The sequence below is a fragment of the Lichenibacterium ramalinae genome (assembly GCF_004137085.1).
Lineage (GTDB): Bacteria > Pseudomonadota > Alphaproteobacteria > Rhizobiales > Beijerinckiaceae > Lichenihabitans > Lichenihabitans ramalinae.
Window position 1 is genome coordinate 248245 of sequence record NZ_QYBC01000004.1, and the last position, 16563, is coordinate 264807.

The window sequence follows — 16563 nt, forward strand, 5'->3', positions numbered from 1 at the left end:
CGACCGGAGCCCCTTTGTCCTCGACCCGACGCCCGACAGCGCTCCCGGTCTCCCCCACGGCGATGGCCCGATTTTGACCTTGCGTGAGGGGGTGAAACGGCCGTCGGTTCGCCTGAGGGACGTCGCCGAGCGCGCGCGCTGTTCCGCCGCGACCGTGTCGCGCGTGCTGAATGCGCCGGAAACGGTCAATCGAGAGGCGCGGCTCCGCGTCGAAGCCGCGGTCCGCGACCTCGGCTACACGCGCAACGGGGCCGCCCGCGCGCTGCGGTCGCGCCGCTCCCAGATCGTCGGCCTCATCCTGCCGACGCTGAAGCAGACCATCTACGCCGATTTTATCGGCGCCGTGCAGGACGCGCTCGAAGAGCGGGACTACGCGCTGATCGTCGCCTCGTCGGACTATTCCCCCGAGCGGGAGCTGTTCCAGGCGCGCCTGATGGCGGAGCGGGGCATCGACGGGCTGATGCTGGTCGGGCTGATGCACCGGCCGGACCTGCACGCGCTGCTCGACGCCCAGTCCATCCCCTACGTCACCACCTACACGTTCCGGCAGGAAGCCGACCACCCCGTGATGGGGTTCGACAACGTCGCCAGCATGGCGTCGATCGTCGATCACCTCGTCGAACTCGGGCATCGCGACATCGCCGTGCTGGCGGGGCGTCGCCGCGACAGCGATCGCGCCGAGGACCGGATCCGCGGCGTCGCGGCCGCCCTGGCCCGCCATGGCCTGGACTTCCCGGACGACCACACCGTGGAGGAGACACTGTCGATCCCGGGCGGGCGCGAGGGTCTGCGCCGGCTGCTCGCCGCGGGCCCGCTCCCGACCGCGCTCGTCTGCGCCAGCGACGTCCTGGCCTATGGCGCCCTGGTGGAATGCCAAAGGCTGGGCATCGCCGTCCCGGCGGACCTGTCGGTCGTCGGCTGCGACGACCTTCCCGCCTCGAAGCACATCCTTCCGGCCCTGACCACCCTGGCGATCCCCGCCGAGGAGATGGGGCGCCGGGCCGCCGCATACCTCCTGTCCTGTTTCGCCGGAAGCCCGCACGCGCCGCGGATGTGCTTCGACACGCGGCTGATGGTGCGGCAGACCACGGCTCCGCCGTCTCGGGCGCCGCGGCCCGGTGCGACAGCACCGTGACGCGCCGCTCCGCAGCACGCTCCGCCCGGATGGAGCGCAGGGCGCGATTTGCGCGCGGCAGGCGGGCGGAGGTAAGTTGATGCCCGCGAGCGGGCCGCGCCCGTTGAGCCCCGCGGGAGTCGAGCTTGTGACGGAAAAACGTGTGCTGATCACCGGCGGGGCCGGTTTCGTCGGATCCCATCTGTGCGAGGCGCTTCTCGAGCGCGGCCACGAGGTCCTCTGCGTCGACAATTTCTACACGGGCTCGCGCCGCAACGTCGCCCACCTCATGGGCAACCCGCGATTCGAACTGCTGCGTCACGACGTCTGCTTTCCGCTCCACGTCGAGGTGGACGCCATCTACAACCTCGCCTGCCCGGCTTCGCCGGTGCACTACCAGTCGGACCCGGTGCAGACCACCAAGACCAGCGTCGTGGGCGCGCTGAACATGCTCGGGCTCGCCAAGCGGCTGAAGGTGCCGGTGCTCCAGGCCTCGACGTCGGAATGCTACGGCGATCCCGCCGTCCATCCCCAGCCCGAAAGCTATTGGGGCAACGTCAACCCGATCGGCCCGCGTTCCTGCTACGACGAGGGGAAGCGCTGCGCCGAAACCCTGTTCTTCGACTACCATCGCCAGCACGGCCTCGCCATCAAGGTCGCCCGCATCTTCAACACCTACGGGCCCCGGATGCATCCCGACGACGGCCGCGTCGTGTCCAACTTCATCGTCCAGGCGCTGCGCGGCGCCGACATCACGCTCTACGGCGACGGGGCCCAGACCCGCTCCTTCTGCTACGTCGACGACCTCGTGGACGGGCTGATGCGCCTGATGGCGACCCCCGCGACGGTCACGGGGCCGATCAACCTCGGCAACCCGGGTGAGTTCACCATCCGCCAGCTGGCCGAAACCGTGGTGGCCATGACGGGCTCCCGGTCGCGTCTCGTGCAGCGGCCCCTGCCACAGGACGACCCCCGCCAACGCCGCCCCGACCTCGCCCGCGCCAAGGCCGAACTCGACTGGCAGCCCACGACGGCGCTGCAGGACGGGCTGGCCCGCACCATCGCGTATTTCAGGCAGCACCTGGCGCTGGACAATACGGTGGTCCAGGTCCCGGCCAGGCGCCGGGCCGCCGTCTGAACGTCCCAGAACCGGAGCCTCCCCATGCCCGCCGCACCCGACCCGAAAGCCCCGCTCCCCGTCGTCGTCATGGGGGTGAGCGGCTCGGGCAAGTCCACCGTCGCGGCCCAGCTCGCCGGGCGCATCGGCCTCCCCTACATCGACGGCGACGACCTGCATCCGCAAAGCAACGTTGACAAGATGCACGCCGGTACGCCGCTCGACGACGAGGACCGCTGGCCTTGGCTCGACCGCGTCGCGGCGACGCTGAACGAGCGCTCGGCGGGGCAGGGCGGCGTCATCCTGGCCTGCTCGGCCCTCAAGCGCGCCTACCGCGACCGCCTGCGGACCGGCACGGGCGGGAACGTGCGGTTCGCCTTCCTCGATGTCGACATGGACGAGATCGAGCGGCGGCTGAAGCGCCGCGTGCACCACTTCATGCCGGCCCACCTGCTCCAAAGCCAGTTCGATACGCTGGAGCGGCCGGGGCCCGACGAGACGGACGTCCTCACGGTCCCGGCCCACGGGCCGGCCGAAGACCTCGTCGCCGACCTGGCCCGGCGCCTCGGCCGCTGACGGGCCGCCTGCGCCAGATCGCGGTCGGAGGCGACGGCGTCGAAGGCGGCAATGCACGCCATGCCGGCGCTTTCGGTCAGGCGCGGCCGCAGCGTCATCCAAGTGGTGCCGTCGCCGGCGAGGACCCCGGGTCGGCAACCCGGCCGGCCGCTCCATCGCGGCCGGGACCTCGGCGGATGGGCCTGCGACCCAGCGGGGCGTAGAAGAGCTGGCCGAGGCCGACGACCGGCCACCCATGGCGGGCGCCGATTCGGCGTGGCCGCTCGGATCCGGCGCTGCCGGGCGGTGCGAAGATCACGATAGGCCGCAGGCCGCCACCCGATCCCGAGCCGCCCCACCGCGACGCTTCACTTCGCCCGGCACCGTGTCCCCAACGTCATCGCGGCTGCGCCGCGTCGGTGCTACAGCCAAACCACAGGCTTTCCGTCCTGGCCCGGAGCATGTCGGCATCAGCATGACGGCGCCCGGGCCGGGACGGCAACCAGGATCGGCGAAGACCCGTACGGCGACCCGTGCGGGGCAGGGAGAGACAGGATGCGACACCGCACGGGATGGATGGCATTGGCGGCCGTAGCCCTGTTGGGTGGGTGCGCCCAGGCCCCGCAGCCGCAGGACCTCGGTGCGGTGCGGGGGCGTCCGGTCGCCGAGCGCGCGGCCGCCGTGGATTGTTCGACCACCTACCTCGTGATCGCCACCGTGTCGCGTTGCGGCGCGGCCGGGTTCAAGCTGGGCGTCGCCGGGGATTGAACCGCGGCGGCCGTCCGCTCCGGGCCTGACCCGGGGCCGCCCGGAGCGTCGCACCACCGGGACCGGCCGCCTGCCGCGGCGCCCGAGGGAGGAGCCCGCAGACGGGTTCTGCAGGGAGGAGCGCGATCATGGACCAAACCATCGTCGTCATCGAGGACGAGCCCCTGCTCCGCCAATATGCGGTGGAGACCTTCACGGCGGCCGGGCTCGCCGTCGCGGACTTCGACGACGGCGACCTCGCCCTGGCCTATGTCCGGGCCCATGCCGAGGCGGTGGCTGCGGTGTTCACCGACGTCCGCCTGATGGGGGCGACAGACGGCCTCCGCATCGCCCGGGCCATCACCGAGGCCCACCCGACCATCACGGTCGTGGTGACGTCCGGCCAGTTCGTCGACCGCCCCGTGGATCTCGGGGCGCGGGTCGCCTACATCGGCAAGCCCTGGATGGCCATCGACGTGCTGAACGCCATCATCGACGCCAAGCAGGACGACGAATGAGCGGCGTGCGACGGACGCGCCCGGCATGGCGCTCGGCGGGATCAGCCGCGTGGTCGCGCGGCGGAGGGTGACGCCGCGGGCGTCGCCGGGGTTTCGAAATCGTCGCGGTCGACGACCCTGACCGGGACGGTCGCGACGCTGGCGGCAGGCCGGCGCAGGTCGATCTCGACGCGCCAGTGCCGGACGAAGTCCGTCGCGGTGGCGGCGACGAAGCCGCGCCTGTTCCGGGTCGTGGCATCGTAGCGGCAGAGGGTGCCGACCCGGCAGTGCGGCACCAGGGCGGCGAGGGCCCGCGGCGTCGTCGCGGCGGCGCTCAGGCGCTCGCGGAGGCAGGCCGTCTCGGCGCCGACGGTCTTGTCGGGACATTCCGCCAGGGCGCGGTCGAGGATGGTCGCCTCGCTCCCCACGACGTGGTCGTAGCGCGTCGCGTACCGCGCGATGTCGGCGGCCTGGTCCATCTCGGCCTGCACCGGCAGGGCGCAGCCGGACAGCGCCGCGCCGGCGCACAGGCCCGACAAGGCGCCGACCAGCGCCATCCACCGGTCCCGCACGCGGGCCGGCCCGGCCCACAGGGGCCAGGTCATCTGTCGTCGGATGGGGCGGCACGGCCGCCCATCAGCCGGTCCACCGCGGCGACGGCCGCCGACGCGATGGCGCCGGCCAGCGCCATCGGCCGGGACAGGAGATGCTCGTCGGCGGGCGCGGCCGCGGAGGCCAGCGCCGGCGTCGCCGTGTCGAAGGCGATGCCGTAGCGCTGGCGGTCGGCCGGCAGGATCCAGGTCATCTCCTCGGGCGGCGCGCTCGTCAGGTAGACGATGGCCCGGTCGTCGAAACCGAGGCGCCCGAGATAGGCGCCGATGAGCGCGTTGGCGGCCCCCGTCTCGACGTCGACGCCGTTGCGACGCAGGTAGGCGGCATGCAGCCCGACATGCGCGTCCTGGCCCATGACACGGCTCGTCCCGGCCAGCCACACCAGCCCGCAGGCCGAGGCGCAGATGCTGCGCGGCGCCACGGCCGTGTGCAGCCCTTCCCGCCGCACCATCATGCCGATGGCGAGCGCCGCCTGGACGTTGCCGCCGAGGCTCGCCAGCGACAGGCTCGTCGGATGGTGGGCCGCCGCGAGGACGGACGCCAGCTTGGCATCGTCCCCCGGCTGGATCAGCCCCGACAGCGCGATGGTCTGGCCGGCGGGGCCCGTCACCGCCGCGATGTCGGCGCCACGCGCCCCGCAGGGCAGGGCCAGCAGCAGGGCCAGCGCTAATCCGGTCGGGCGGCGCCGGGAGGGGGCGAACAACATCCAGGACTCCTCATGCGCTGCGGCGCGACCCTACACCGTCGGCCGCCGGCCCGCACCCACCGCCTCGCCGCGCTCGCGACGGGACGCACCGGCGTTCCCCGAAAGAGACAGTGCGTGTGGGAAAATATCCCACATAACGGCGCCGAGCGCGAGCGAAATCCCGCGCGCCTCTGCGCCGGCCGCGCGGTGCCGGCGCCGGGCTTGAGAGGAGGGCGCGGCTCGGGCATGGTCACGGCATGCTGTTGCCCCTCACCGACGCCGACGGGATCGTGCGCGACCTGCGCTACGCGACGGCCGACAACCTCCTCGGCCGCCCCATCTACACGCAGGCCGTGGCGCTGCTGCGACCTGCGGCCCATGCGGCGCTGCTGGCCGCGGCCCGCCGCGCCGCCGTGCTCGGCCTGCGCCTGAAGATCTTCGACGCTTTCCGGCCCCTCGAAGCGCAGTGGGCGTTCTGGGAAGCGGCGGAGGACAAGAGTTTCGTCGCCGACCCGAGGACCGGCGGGACGCATCCGCGCGGCATCGCCGTCGACCTGACGCTGCTCGATGCGGCCACCGGTGCGGAACTCGCCATGGGCACGGGGTTCGACGCCTTCACGCCGCTGTCGGACCACGGCCGCCTCGATGGCCTCGAGCCCGAGGCCATCCGCAACCGGACGCTGTTGCTGGGCCTGATGACGGCCTGCGGGTTCGAATGCTACCCGCCGGAATGGTGGCACTATCACCTGCCCGGGCGCGAGGCCTACCCGGCCCTGTCGGCGGCCGACGTTCCGGGAGGACCGATGTGATGGGACGGCTCTCGCTGGTCGCCGCGGCCATCCTGGCACTGGCCCTCGGCGGCTGTGCTGCCCAACCGCGCACCGCGACGCGCTCGAGCCCCGCCGACGCCGCCCGGCTCGAGCGGGAATGCCCGGCCGGGAGCTTCCTCGGGACGATGACGGTGAACTGCCCGCAGCGGGTCGAATGACCGGGGCATGGAATGGAGCGTCGTTCCGCCCGGCACCCGGCCCGCCGCCGCCTCCGACGGACGGCGGCCCGTCACTGGCGCTGCGCGCGGATGCCCTGGTCGTAGACGGCGCGGCAGCCGGGGCTGAGCTGGGCGCGGTACACCTTCATGCAGGCGGCCGTCTTCTCTTCGTCGAGCAGGGTCTGCGGGCACAGGCGCATGGCATCGCCCGTGCAGGCCTGCATGGCCTGCTGCCGGAACTCCGGGCTGAGGTGTTCGGTCCCCGCCAGGGCCGGACCGACGAGGGCGAGCGTGACGACGATGCTGAGGGTTCCGGCAATCCGCATAAGGACCTGTCCTATCTCGCGCCGGCCCGGCCGGCGTCTCCGCCGCGGCGGTGGCCGCCGTTCCGAAACCATGTGGGGCTGTCGGGGCCCCGACGGCAAGCCCCCCTGTCGCGAGGCGGGCACCGATGAACGGTTCCGAAAGGCTGGGCGGGTTTCTGTGTCGGCAGGCCGAGGGGCGCGGTGGCAACCCCCGAGCGCGCCCGGAGGCATGAGGTGAGGCCATGACCATGTCCGACCGCGGCACCGGGGCTCCCCGCTTCGTCGCCTATTCCACGCTGACCCGCGAGCCCGTGCTGGCCGATGCCGACACGGTGCGCCTGCTCGCGGAAACCCGGCAGATCCCTGCACTGGGCTTCGACAACCGCTTCGTGGAGGTCCTCGACTGCGGCGAGACGGGACCCGACGCCGCCACGGTGACGATGCGGCTCGACGCGGCGCGCGAAGTCTTCCGTACCGTGTTCCGCGGGCACGGCACGCTGAGCCGTCCCGGCATGCCGGCCTTTCCCCTGGTCGACCTCGTTCCCGCCACGCCGGACCGCATGGCGGGGCGCAGCGTCGAGCAGGATCTCGCCGGCCTCGTCGAGCGCGCCCGCATGGCGCACCTGCCGCAGTTGGCGTCCATCCTCGACCGCGCCCTGGTCCAGGTCCGGGCCGAGATCGAGCGCCAGATGGCGGCTGGAGACGCCGGGGATCCGGGCGTTCCGCAGACCGACGGCGTCCCATGACGCGTGCCGGAAGCGCGGCCGTGCCTGCCGGGCTCGACGCCGGCCGAACCCGGAGCTGAGCACCGCCATGTGGGCGCCCGCGGACCTCTTCACGCACCCGTTCAGCCTCTTCATCCGTCCCTTGAGGCACCTCGTCACCTATTTCCACGAGCGCCCCCTCATGCTGGTCCTGGTGCTGGCCCTCGCCGCCGGCGTCATCCTGATCGTCGAGACCCTGTCGGGCCGCCGCCGGGACGGGTGATGGCGCCGGCCCGCCGTCAACGCCGCCTTAACCATGCCGGGCCGAGACACGCTGCTCCGACACACGTCCGGAGCAGGAGACCACCCGCATGATGATGACTTTCGCCACCGAACTGGTCCGATTCTACGATCAGGCCGTGGCGGACGCTGAGGACGCCAATGCCGCGAGGGTCAAGGGGCTGCGGGTCAAGACCGAAGCGCTGCGCAAGTCCATGCTCGACCTGATCGAGCCCGACTGGAAGGTCGAGGAGGCCTTCGGCCGGCTGCAGGACGCCGCGGGCCTCTACAGCCGCTCGACGCCGGCCAATGCCGCGCAGCGGAGCGAGCGCTTCGCGGCCTTCAACATCGCCCTGGCGGGCTTCGCCGATGCGCTCGATGCCGCGGAAGCCGACGAGACGCAGCTTTCCGCCACTCCCGCCTTCTGTGCCGACCAGGTGCCGAACCCGCTCGCCGGCATCGCCTGATCCCCGCGGCGGCCGGGCGACGCGTCGTCCGGCCGACCGGATGGGGGCTCGGGTGCGGAAGGTGGGTCACGGGCTCGAACCCGGTCCCGTTCGGCATCGAGAGCAGTCCCGTCCAACCGATTGCGCCGAGGCTGTCGCCGCCCGTCCGACACTGTTCTCGTCGACCAGGCGTTGGCGGGGCGGTGACGGCCGGCGGGGCGGTGACGGCCGGCGCCGCAGTCCTGCCCGCCGCAGTCCTGCCCGCCGCATCCTTGCGCCGCCGGCGTCGTCCTCGGGCGCGTGGGGGTGTGCTGGGTGCGCCCAAGCCCTAGAACAGCATGACGGGACCTGACCCGCTTCAAGGCCACATCGCCCGGGCCGATCGTGAGCGGGATTCCGGCAGCGGCGAGAAAGACCAACCATGAAGATGCAGGATCTCACCGGCAAGGTCGCGGTCGTCACCGGCGCTTCGAGCGGCATCGGCGCGGCCGCGGCCCGGCTGCTGGCCGCCGAGGGCGTGCATGTCGTCCTGGCGGCCAGGCGGGTCGACCGGCTCGACGCCCTGGCCGCGGAACTCGGCGCGGCCGCGACCGCCATCGCCTGCGATGTCGCCGATGCGGCTTCGGTCGCGACGCTGTTCGCGGCCGTGAAGGCCCGTCATGGCGGCGTCGACCTGCTGTTCAACAACGCCGGCCTCGGCGTGAACGCCAGGTTCGAGACCAGCGATCCCGCCGACTGGCGCCGGATGATCGACGCCAACCTTTATGGCGTGCTCCACTGCACCCAGGCAGCCATCCCGTTGATGCGGGGTCGCCCGGGCGCCATGATCTGTTCGGTGTCGAGCGTCGGCGGGCGCTACGGCGTCGAGAACTGGTCTGTCTACAGCGCCACCAAATTCGCCGTGGTGGGCTTCCACGACGCCCTCCGCAAGGAGCTCGGGCCGGACCGCATCCGCGTCACCGTGATCGAGCCCGGCGCCGTCTGGACCGAGTTCGGCCACAACGTCGCGGAAGCGCTCGACAAGCGCCGCAACCAGCTCGACGCGCTGCACTCCGAGGATGTCGCCCAGGCGCTGGTCTATTCCTTCGCCCAGCCGCCGAACGTGCTGGTCGAGGAGATTCTCATGCGTCCCGTGCTGCAGGTCGCCCCCTGAGGGGCTCCAGCGCCTGTCGACGGGCTCGCGTCCGTGAGTCGGCGGGCGACGACACCTTCGGGACGCGCTCCGCCGGCGGCGGCTCGAACGGGCTTCACTTGAAACCGGGGCAGATCACGCGATGACGAGCACGACGCCGACGATACCGCCGCCACAGCCGGAAGACCTCGCCGATTCGTTGAAGCGCAACATCGAGACGCTCCGGGAGCGGCGTCGGCAGGACAAGGCGAATGCCACCCGCCAGGAACGCCTGGCCGAGGCCATCACGGCCTTCACCGGCTCCATGACCTTCGTCTACCTGCATCTGGCGTTCTACAGCATCTGGATCCTCGTCAACGCCGGCGTGGTCCCCGGCCTGCCGAAGTTCGATCCGTCCTTCGTGATCCTCGCCATGGAAGCTTCCGTGGAGGCCATCTTCCTGTCGACCTTCGTCCTCATCAGTCAGAACCGCACGGCCGCGGCATCCGACAAGAGGGCCGATCTCGACCTCCACATCAACCTGCTGGCCGAGCACGAACTGACGAAGCTTTCCGCCGTCGTGCTGGCCATCGCGGCTCGCCTCGACGTGCAGGTCGGCGAGGCCGCTGATGTCCAGGAGATCAAGAAGGACGTGGCGCCCGAGGCCGTGCTGGACGAACTCGACGGGGAGCGGCAGGCCGCCGACTGAGCGGCGCCGGACCGGCTCCCGCCGAATCGGGGCAGCCGAAACAGCCCCGCCGGCGACGAGGCGACGCGCGACCCGCCGACAGGCCGGTCGCGGAACACCGGTGAAGCGGCGTTTTTGCAATTCGGGATCGGTGCCTTAATTATTTTGACCGGTAAAGGCAACTTGCGATAAGGCCGTCGCCGCCAAACCTGCGAGACCATGCGCACGGTTAGCGAAAAGGCGGCATGTGGCGGGAAGCGCGAAGCTCAGCATCTACCTCGTTTTCGCGAGAGCCTTGACGGCTTCCGAGCCCTTCGACGCGACTGCGGCCATCGCGTTGCTCAAGAGAATCGAACGCGAGGCGGGATTGCCGGAAGACAGCCACATGCGGGCAGCCATCGAGGCCAGCCTGGCCGCCCTGTCGGCGCGCGAGGCCCACAGCGCCGACGTGGCGCGCTACGCCCTGGAGCGTGTGGCCATCGACATCGAGCGCCGCCTCTTGGGTGCCTCGGACTGAGGCCTCGTGCATGGATGCCCTTGGTCCCCGCAACCGAGGGGATCTCCGAGGTCCCCAGGGGGCGTTCGGGCACGGATTCGCTCTGTGGATGGATCCTGAGCCGAAGGAGGACGGGTCGGACGGGGCGCTGGCGTTTGCCGCCATCGTGCTCCGAAAGCCGTCCCAGCCTAGGCGCGGGCGCACCCGTGCCTCGCTCGTCCCCCGGGTCGACCCACCCGAGCCGCCATGACGGCGAGCGGACAGGGCCCAACAGGAGAGCGGACGCGACGATAACAATGGGAAGGGAGAAGTTTGGCGCGCCCTAGGGGAATCGAACCCCTGTTTTCGCCGTGAGAGGGCGACGTCCTAGACCGCTAGACGAAGGGCGCGGACCGGGCGACGCGATGCGTCGCCGATGACGGGTCTATAGCCAGTCCGGGAGGGTCGTGCAAGCGCTAAAGCCGGCCCGGAGGGCGATGGGGATCGGGTGTTTGCTCGATGGCGATTTCAGGATAGTTTGCCGCCAGGGTCCGTTTGCCCAAGGGTCGGCGCTTCAGCCCGGCCGTCCTCGAACCGCGATCGCCGTCACCGCCTTGCGCGACAGCCTGACCGTCCTCGCGATCCTGCTGATCGGCGTGCTGACCGCAGCCCTGGTCGGGCCCTATCTCATCGACTGGGACGCCCATCGGGCGCTGGTCGAGCATCGCCTGTCGGAAGCCGCCGGCGTCCCCGTCACGGTCGCCGGCTCCATCGATCTCAAGATCCTGCCCACGCCCCGGCTGGCCTTCGGCGACGTCGCCATCGGCGACGGCAAGGCGGGCCGGCCGCGTCTCAGGGTCGGGGAACTGCAGGCCGAAGTGTCGTTCACGGCGCTCCTGCGCGGTCAGGTTCAGGTCGTCGATACGACCCTGGTGCGTCCCCGGCTGGAGCTCGCGCAGGCGCCGGACGGCACGGTCGACGTCGCCCTGCCGTCCGGCCGGGGCGCCGACCGCGTCGCCGTGGATCACATGGGGATCCGGGAGGGGACGCTCGCCGTGGCCCTGGCCGACGGCCGGCGGATCGTGTTGCGCGACGTCGCGCTCGACGGCGAGGCGACCAGCCTGCGCGGGCCGTTCAAGGCGTCGGGCAGGGTCGGGGCGGTGCCGTTCCGCCTCGCCACCGGGGTTCTGGACGGGGGCCGCTTCCGCATGAAGCTGCATGTCGATGCCGCGGCGCCCCGCCCCGCCCTGGACCTCGACGGGACGGTGGAGGCCCGGGCGCCGGCGGGGAGCCAGCCGGGGGCGGTCGGCCCCGGTTTCGCCGGCACCGCCACCTTGACGGGATCGCTGCCGCTCGACGGCACGCCCGCCGCCGTGCCCTGGAGCATGACGGGCCGCCTGGTCGCCGGCCGGGATGCCGCCTCGGCCACCGACCTCGAACTGCGGGCCGGCACCGACCAGCGCGCGCTCATCGCGGGCGGCGACGCCAGCGCCGCCTATGCTGCCGGAGCCGACCGGCCGTCGGCCGCCCTGGACCTGCACGGGGCCGCCCTGGACCTCGACAGGCTGGCCGTCGCGCCGGACGACGGCAGCATCGCGCCCCCGAAGGGCGGCGACCTGCTCCGCCTGCTGGCCCGGGCGGCCGGGGACGGCGCCGGCACCATGCTGCCGGTCCGCCTCGCCGTCGCGGCCCGGTTCGACACCGCGACCCTGTCGGGCCAGACCTTGGTGGGCCCGAGCCTGCGGCTGGGGCTCGGGCCAGAACCTGACGCGGCCCTCGCCTTCGGCGTGGGCGGTCCCCAGGGCGCCAGACTCGCCCTCGACGGCCGCGTCGCCCCGGGGCCGGCCCGGCCCGTCTCGGGACCCTTCGGCGCGGCGCCGGCCCTGGCCGACCCGGTGTTCCGCGGACGCGCCGACATCCGCTCGACCGATCTGCGCCGGACGGTGGCCTGGCTGGCGCCCCTCGGCCCTGACTTCGCGGCCGCGCTGGCCGGCCTGCCGGGCCGCAGCGTCGCGCTGAGCGGCGACGCCGAGGCGTCCGGGACCGGTGTGGTCCTGCGGGCGCTGTCCCTCACGCTGGACGGCTCGGCCTTCGCCGGCACGCTGTCGCTGACCCGCGCCGTCGGGGGCGAACGCGGGCGCCTCTTCGCCGACCTCACCTCCGATGCCCTGGCTCTCGATCGCCTGCCCGACCTGTCGGGGATTTCGGCCGCCGCGCAGGGCCTGGACCTCGATCTCGCGCTGGCGGCGCGGGCCGTCACGGTGGCGGACCCCGCTCTCGACCTCGCCGCCGGGCGCCTCGGCCCGATCGCGGCCGGGAACCTCGTGGTCAAGCTCACCCGTACCGGGACCGACCTGCGGCTGGAGCGGTTGGCGGCCGACCTCGACGGCGGCAGCGTGACGGCGCGGGGGAGCCGCTCCCCTTCGGCGGCGGAGGCCGACCTATCGGTCTCGGCCCCGCATGTCGGCCCGCTCGCCCGCGCCTTCGGGGATCTCCTGCCGCCCGCCGTCGCCGCCGCCCTCCGCGCCCGCGCCGGACTGCTTTCGCCGCTGGACGCGACGCTGCGGTTCGAAGCCCGGGGCGCCGGGGATGCGCTGGCGCCGACCCGGCTCGCCCTCACCGCCACGGCGGGCGGGACGCGGATCGAGGCCGGCCTGACGCCCGGCGCCGCCGGGACCGCGGCCGATCGGGCCGCCACTCCGGGCCGGGGCTTCGGCGTCACGCTGCGGGCCGAGGCGCCCGACGGCGCCGACCTGCTGCGCCAGCTCGGCCTTCCCGTCACCGCCACTGGCCTCGGTCCAGCCCGGCTCGACGGGCGCGGGCATGGTTCCGTCGCGGACGGCGTCGCCGTCTCGCTCGACGGCGCGCTCGGGGCGGCGAGGCTGGGGTTCTCGGGTCGAGCCACCGTGTCCGGAGGCGACGGCCACGCCACCCTCGCCTCGCCCGACCTGCGTCCCGTCCTGGGCGGTTTCGGCGCGACGGCCGACCGGGCGCTGCCCGCCGAGGCCGCCGGCGACGTGTCCTGGGACGTCTACGCCATCGGCGCCCGCGACCTCCACCTCCATGTCGCCGACACCAGCGCCTCGGGTGACCTGCGCGTCGATCTCCGGTCGGCGGCCCGCGGGCCCGGCGGCGAGTCCGCGCCGCAGCTCCGCGGCACGCTGGCGCTGGACCGGCTCCCGGCTTCGGCGCTGTTCGCGCTGGCGTTCGGCCCTGCGGCAGCCCCGGCGCCGGGCGTTGCCTGGTCGTCCGCGTCCTTCGGCGCCCCGGGATCGCTGCCCGACAGTGCCGTGGCGCTGACCATCGCGACCTTGCCGCTCACGGCATCGCTCGACGCCCGTCAGGTGTCCTTGGATCTGGCGACGCGCGCCCATGCCGTGTCGCTCACCGGGATGGCGGGCAAGATCGGCGGCGGCAGCTTCGGCGGGGCCTTGGCGCTCCGCCGCGACCCCGCCGGCGCCACACTCTCCGGGCAGGTCTCCTGGGCGGGCGTCGGCTTCGCGGCCGGCGACGTTTCGGGCCGCTTCGGGGGACGACAGGACGTGGCGGCGACGGGCACGAGCCCGGCGGCGCTGGTGGCGGGCCTGTCGGGGACCGGCACGCTGGACCTCGCCGGCGTGATGCTGGCCCGCACCGACCCCACCGCGCCGGCCGCGACGGCGGCCGCGGTCGCGGCCCGGGATGCCGCCGCCGAGCGCGCGGCCGGGAGCACCGATGCCACCGCCACCGATGCCGACACGCTGCGCCGGGACCTCGGCGAACGCCTCGATCGCGGGCCGCTCCCCATCGGCGACGCCAGGGTCGCCGCCACCCTCGCCGGCGGCGTCCTGCGGCTGGGGCCGATCCGGACCTCCGCGACCGCCCCGCCTTCGAGCGCGGCCGGGACCGAGCCGCCGACCTGGTCGGCGGAGACGTCCGTCGCGCTGGACCTCGGCACGCTGTCGCTGACGAGCCGCGCGGCATTGCGCAGCCGGGGGAGCGCATCGGGCGGCGACGCCGGCGAGGTCGTGGTGACGCGGGCCGGGCCGCTCGTGGGGCCGTCGCGGCGGGAGATCGACGCCGCCGGCCTGCTCGGCGCCATCCAGGGTCAGGCGATCGCGCGGGCGCAGGAGCGCATCGACGTGATGGAGCAGGACATCCGCGAGCGCGCCGCCTTCAACCGTCAGCTGAAAGCCATCCAGGCCGACCAGGAAAGCGCCCGCCAGCGCGCCGCGCAGGAGGCGCAAGCCCGTGCCGACCAGGCGCGGGCGGAGGCGCAGGCGCGGGCGGAACGCGTGAAGGCGGAGGCGCAGGCCCGCGCCGATCAGGCGCGGGCTGAGGCCCAGGCCCGCCGCGCCGAGGCCGACCGGGCCAAGGCCGACGAACTCCGGGTCCGGGCCGAGGTCGAGGCCGCCGCCCGGGCCGCGGTCGAGCGGCAGCGGGATGCCGCGCCCCCGCCCCCGAGCATCATCCAGGGTGACGGCGCTTCCTCGCGCGCCATCGCGATCCCGCCCGCTTCGGGACCCTGACGTCAGGCCGGGACCGGCCCCGCCCCGGCCGCCAGCGTCGCGGCGTCCTGGACCATGACGGCTTCGACCGGCGCCGAACGCCCGCGCACCGCGATGGCGTGGGCCTCGCCGGCCGGGATCGGCAGGCCGGCCCGCTCCAGCACCGCCGTCGACACCACGGCCTCGACGTCCCGGTCCTTGGCTTCCCCTTCGAGGCGGCTCGCCACGTTGATGCCGTCGCCCACCGCGGTGAGGCCCACGGCGGCGCCGTAGCCCATGTCGCCCACCACCGCCGGGCCGACGTGGATGCCCATGGCGATCCGCAACGGGCCGCCGAGGTCGGCTGCGAGGTCGGCATTCAGGGCGTGCAGCCCCCGCGACACGCCCGCCGCGGCGGCGAGCGCCTGCCGGCAGGCGACCTCGGCGCCGCTGCCGAGGCCGAACAGCGCCAGGGCGCCGTCGCCGATGAACTTGTCGAGGTAGCCACCGGCGGATTCGACCGCCTCGCCGACCACCTCGAAATAGCGGTTGAGCAGGAACACGGTGTCAAAGGGCAGCCAATCTTCGGCCCGCCGCGTGAAACCGCGCAGGTCGCAGAACAGCACGGCGAGTTCGCGCTCGTGGCTGGCCGCCCCGACCTGGCGCGTCGGCACGACCCCGCCCCGGGGACGGGCGGCGGCGAAGAGCGGCATCACGGCAAGGTCGTGCGTCGGCCGGAGCTGGCAGGCGAGCCTGATGCCGGTGCCGGCGCCGGACCGCGCGAGCGTGTGGCGCTCCTGGACCGAGGCCGGGGGCAGCATGGCGGCCCCGTCCGTCACCCGTACCCGGCAGGTGGAGCAGCGGCCCCGGCCGCCGCACAGCGACACGTGGGGGACCTGCCCCATGCGGCTCGCTTCGAGCACCGAGGAGCCCCGCGGCACCGACACGCTCCGCCCTTCCGGATAGGACACGCGGATGCGGCGGTGGCGCCCGAGCCAGTAGCGCAGGCCCCGCGCCGCCAGGACGGCGGCCAGCGGTGCCGCGAAGACGAGGTACAGCCACAGCCGGACCGTGTCGGGCGACGGGGCCCGGCGGACGGGTGGCGGGAGCGGGACGGCGGGGGCCGGCAGCGTCGCGATCTCGCGCGCCGCCTCGGCGAAGCCCAGCAGGGCCAGCACCGGCACCAGGAGGGCGCCGGCGTAGAGCGCCCAGGTCCATCGCGGGAACCAGGGCCGCCCTCGGAGGGCGAACCAGAAACCGAAGCAGCCGTGCCCCCAGGCGACCAGCATCGCCACGCCCTGCCGGCCGCCGGAGGCGGGGCTGAGAAGCCACAGCGTCCGCATCTGTTCGGCGAAGGTCATGGCGAGGCCGGTGAGGGCCGGCTCGATCCGGGTCGCGGCGACATGCGGCACGATCAGGAAGGGCAGGGCCAGGCCCAGCACGACCTGCCAGGCTTCGCGGGCACCCATGCGCAGGGTGCGGCGCCGATACAGCGCCCGCAGCGCCAGGCCGAAGTGGATCAGCAGCGCGCCGCCGAGCAGTGCCGTGCCTGGCGGGCTGCGCCAGGGCGCCGCCAGAACCGGCGCGGCGGCGTCCATGGCGGCCACCGAGGCCAGACCCAGCGCCACGTTGGCGAGATGCGTGACGAGGTAGAGGCCCAGGACCGTGCCGGACCAGATGCGGAGGCCGCGCGACCGGAGCGCGTCGGGCCAGGCGGGCAGGGCGACAGGCATGGCTTCCCGATCCGGGCCGGACAGCCCGGCCCGGGCCGTCT

At 73.5% G+C, this 16563-nt stretch carries 18 protein-coding genes and 1 tRNA gene; 14 read left to right on the top strand and 5 right to left on the bottom strand.

Features of this window, described 5'->3' with window-relative positions:
• Nucleotides 1-91 precede the first annotated feature (91 nt).
• The 5 genes from D3272_RS06705 (at nucleotide 92) to D3272_RS06725 (ending at nucleotide 4051) form a co-directional block, all read left to right on the top strand.
• Nucleotides 92-1135 carry a LacI family DNA-binding transcriptional regulator gene (locus tag D3272_RS06705; RefSeq protein ID WP_281010662.1) on the top strand — a complete coding sequence of 348 codons (1044 nt, stop codon included), beginning with the start codon at nucleotides 92-94 and terminating at the stop codon, nucleotides 1133-1135.
• 127 nt (nucleotides 1136-1262) lie between these two features.
• Complete coding sequence (locus D3272_RS06710) at nucleotides 1263-2252, top strand: UDP-glucuronic acid decarboxylase family protein (protein ID WP_428977964.1); 990 nt, start codon at nucleotides 1263-1265, stop codon at nucleotides 2250-2252.
• 24 nt (nucleotides 2253-2276) lie between these two features.
• Nucleotides 2277-2807 carry a gluconokinase gene (locus tag D3272_RS06715; RefSeq protein WP_129218367.1) on the top strand — a complete coding sequence of 177 codons (531 nt, stop codon included), beginning with the start codon at nucleotides 2277-2279 and terminating at the stop codon, nucleotides 2805-2807.
• Nucleotides 2808-3341: 534 nt separating this feature from the next.
• A complete protein-coding gene (locus D3272_RS06720; RefSeq protein WP_129218368.1) occupies nucleotides 3342-3554 on the top strand; it encodes a hypothetical protein in 213 nt (70 codons plus the stop codon).
• A gap of 128 nt (nucleotides 3555-3682) precedes the next feature.
• A complete protein-coding gene (locus tag D3272_RS06725) occupies nucleotides 3683-4051 on the top strand; it encodes a response regulator (protein ID WP_129218369.1) in 369 nt (122 codons plus the stop codon).
• Nucleotides 4052-4092: 41 nt separating this feature from the next.
• Here the strand turns inward: D3272_RS06725 and D3272_RS06730 are convergent, their stop codons facing one another.
• Entirely contained in the window at nucleotides 4093-4635 is a 543-nt protein-coding gene (locus D3272_RS06730; protein WP_129218370.1) for a hypothetical protein, read from the bottom strand.
• Entirely contained in the window at nucleotides 4632-5348 is a 717-nt protein-coding gene (locus tag D3272_RS06735; RefSeq protein WP_129218371.1) for a COG3904 family protein, read from the bottom strand. Before D3272_RS06735 ends, D3272_RS06730 begins: the two co-directional genes overlap by 4 nt.
• Nucleotides 5349-5584: 236 nt before the next feature.
• Here D3272_RS06735 and ddpX point away from each other — a divergent pair, with 236 nt between their 5' ends.
• Both ddpX and D3272_RS06745 read left to right on the top strand, forming a co-directional pair.
• Nucleotides 5585-6136 (top strand): D-alanyl-D-alanine dipeptidase, encoded by a 552-nt coding sequence (ddpX, locus tag D3272_RS06740; protein WP_129218372.1) that lies wholly within the window; start codon nucleotides 5585-5587, stop codon nucleotides 6134-6136.
• Nucleotides 6133-6315: a hypothetical protein gene (locus D3272_RS06745; RefSeq protein ID WP_129218373.1), complete on the top strand. Its 183-nt coding sequence runs from the start codon at nucleotides 6133-6135 to the stop codon at nucleotides 6313-6315. Before ddpX ends, D3272_RS06745 begins: the two co-directional genes overlap by 4 nt.
• Nucleotides 6316-6386: 71 nt before the next feature.
• Here D3272_RS06745 and D3272_RS06750 read toward each other — a convergent pair whose 3' ends face one another.
• Nucleotides 6387-6641 carry a hypothetical protein gene (locus D3272_RS06750; protein ID WP_129218374.1) on the bottom strand — a complete coding sequence of 85 codons (255 nt, stop codon included), beginning with the start codon at nucleotides 6639-6641 and terminating at the stop codon, nucleotides 6387-6389.
• Nucleotides 6642-6862: 221 nt separating this feature from the next.
• Here D3272_RS06750 and D3272_RS06755 point away from each other — a divergent pair, with 221 nt between their 5' ends.
• The 6 genes from D3272_RS06755 (at nucleotide 6863) to D3272_RS06775 (ending at nucleotide 10365) form a co-directional block, all read left to right on the top strand.
• Nucleotides 6863-7366 (top strand): hypothetical protein, encoded by a 504-nt coding sequence (locus D3272_RS06755; RefSeq protein WP_129218375.1) that lies wholly within the window; start codon nucleotides 6863-6865, stop codon nucleotides 7364-7366.
• Nucleotides 7367-7433: 67 nt separating this feature from the next.
• Nucleotides 7434-7607: a hypothetical protein gene (locus D3272_RS27205; protein WP_165361253.1), complete on the top strand. Its 174-nt coding sequence runs from the start codon at nucleotides 7434-7436 to the stop codon at nucleotides 7605-7607.
• An 88-nt stretch (nucleotides 7608-7695) separates the two neighbouring features.
• Nucleotides 7696-8070: a hypothetical protein gene (locus D3272_RS06760; protein ID WP_129218376.1), complete on the top strand. Its 375-nt coding sequence runs from the start codon at nucleotides 7696-7698 to the stop codon at nucleotides 8068-8070.
• 400 nt (nucleotides 8071-8470) lie between these two features.
• Nucleotides 8471-9202: an SDR family oxidoreductase gene (locus D3272_RS06765; RefSeq protein ID WP_129218377.1), complete on the top strand. Its 732-nt coding sequence runs from the start codon at nucleotides 8471-8473 to the stop codon at nucleotides 9200-9202.
• A gap of 121 nt (nucleotides 9203-9323) precedes the next feature.
• Nucleotides 9324-9869, top strand: a complete 546-nt coding sequence (locus tag D3272_RS06770) for a DUF1003 domain-containing protein (protein WP_129218378.1) — start codon at nucleotides 9324-9326, stop codon at nucleotides 9867-9869.
• A 274-nt stretch (nucleotides 9870-10143) separates the two neighbouring features.
• Complete coding sequence (locus D3272_RS06775) at nucleotides 10144-10365, top strand: hypothetical protein (RefSeq protein WP_165361254.1); 222 nt, start codon at nucleotides 10144-10146, stop codon at nucleotides 10363-10365.
• Between the two features lie 292 nt (nucleotides 10366-10657).
• Here D3272_RS06775 and D3272_RS06780 read toward each other — a convergent pair.
• Nucleotides 10658-10733 (bottom strand) — tRNA-Glu (locus tag D3272_RS06780).
• 204 nt (nucleotides 10734-10937) lie between these two features.
• On the opposite strand from D3272_RS06780, the gene D3272_RS06785 reads away from it, so the two are divergent.
• Entirely contained in the window at nucleotides 10938-14831 is a 3894-nt protein-coding gene (locus D3272_RS06785) for an AsmA family protein (protein WP_165361255.1), read from the top strand.
• Between the two features lie 2 nt (nucleotides 14832-14833).
• On the opposite strand, the gene D3272_RS06790 is transcribed toward D3272_RS06785, so the two are convergent.
• The gene (locus tag D3272_RS06790) at nucleotides 14834-16522 is read right to left on the bottom strand and encodes an adenylate/guanylate cyclase domain-containing protein (protein WP_129218381.1); all 1689 of its coding nucleotides are present in this window, start codon (nucleotides 16520-16522) and stop codon (nucleotides 14834-14836) included.
• Nucleotides 16523-16563 lie beyond the last annotated feature (41 nt).

Bases quoted from the DNA above. Each gene is read 5' to 3' on its own strand.
- D3272_RS06715 (WP_129218367.1), top strand. From the start codon at position 2,277: ATGCCCGCCGCACCCGACCCGAAAGCCCCGCTCCCCGTCGTCGTCATG.
- D3272_RS06720 (WP_129218368.1), top strand. From the start codon at position 3,342: ATGCGACACCGCACGGGATGGATGGCATTGGCGGCCGTAGCCCTGTTG.
- D3272_RS06725 (WP_129218369.1), top strand. From the start codon at position 3,683: ATGGACCAAACCATCGTCGTCATCGAGGACGAGCCCCTGCTCCGCCAA.
- D3272_RS06730 (WP_129218370.1), bottom strand. From the start codon at position 4,635: ATGACCTGGCCCCTGTGGGCCGGGCCGGCCCGCGTGCGGGACCGGTGG.
- D3272_RS06735 (WP_129218371.1), bottom strand. From the start codon at position 5,348: ATGTTGTTCGCCCCCTCCCGGCGCCGCCCGACCGGATTAGCGCTGGCC.
- ddpX (WP_129218372.1), top strand. From the start codon at position 5,585: ATGCTGTTGCCCCTCACCGACGCCGACGGGATCGTGCGCGACCTGCGC.
- D3272_RS06750 (WP_129218374.1), bottom strand. From the start codon at position 6,641: ATGCGGATTGCCGGAACCCTCAGCATCGTCGTCACGCTCGCCCTCGTC.
- D3272_RS06755 (WP_129218375.1), top strand. From the start codon at position 6,863: ATGACCATGTCCGACCGCGGCACCGGGGCTCCCCGCTTCGTCGCCTAT.
- D3272_RS27205 (WP_165361253.1), top strand. From the start codon at position 7,434: ATGTGGGCGCCCGCGGACCTCTTCACGCACCCGTTCAGCCTCTTCATC.
- D3272_RS06760 (WP_129218376.1), top strand. From the start codon at position 7,696: ATGATGATGACTTTCGCCACCGAACTGGTCCGATTCTACGATCAGGCC.
- D3272_RS06765 (WP_129218377.1), top strand. From the start codon at position 8,471: ATGAAGATGCAGGATCTCACCGGCAAGGTCGCGGTCGTCACCGGCGCT.
- D3272_RS06770 (WP_129218378.1), top strand. From the start codon at position 9,324: ATGACGAGCACGACGCCGACGATACCGCCGCCACAGCCGGAAGACCTC.
- D3272_RS06790 (WP_129218381.1), bottom strand. From the start codon at position 16,522: ATGCCTGTCGCCCTGCCCGCCTGGCCCGACGCGCTCCGGTCGCGCGGC.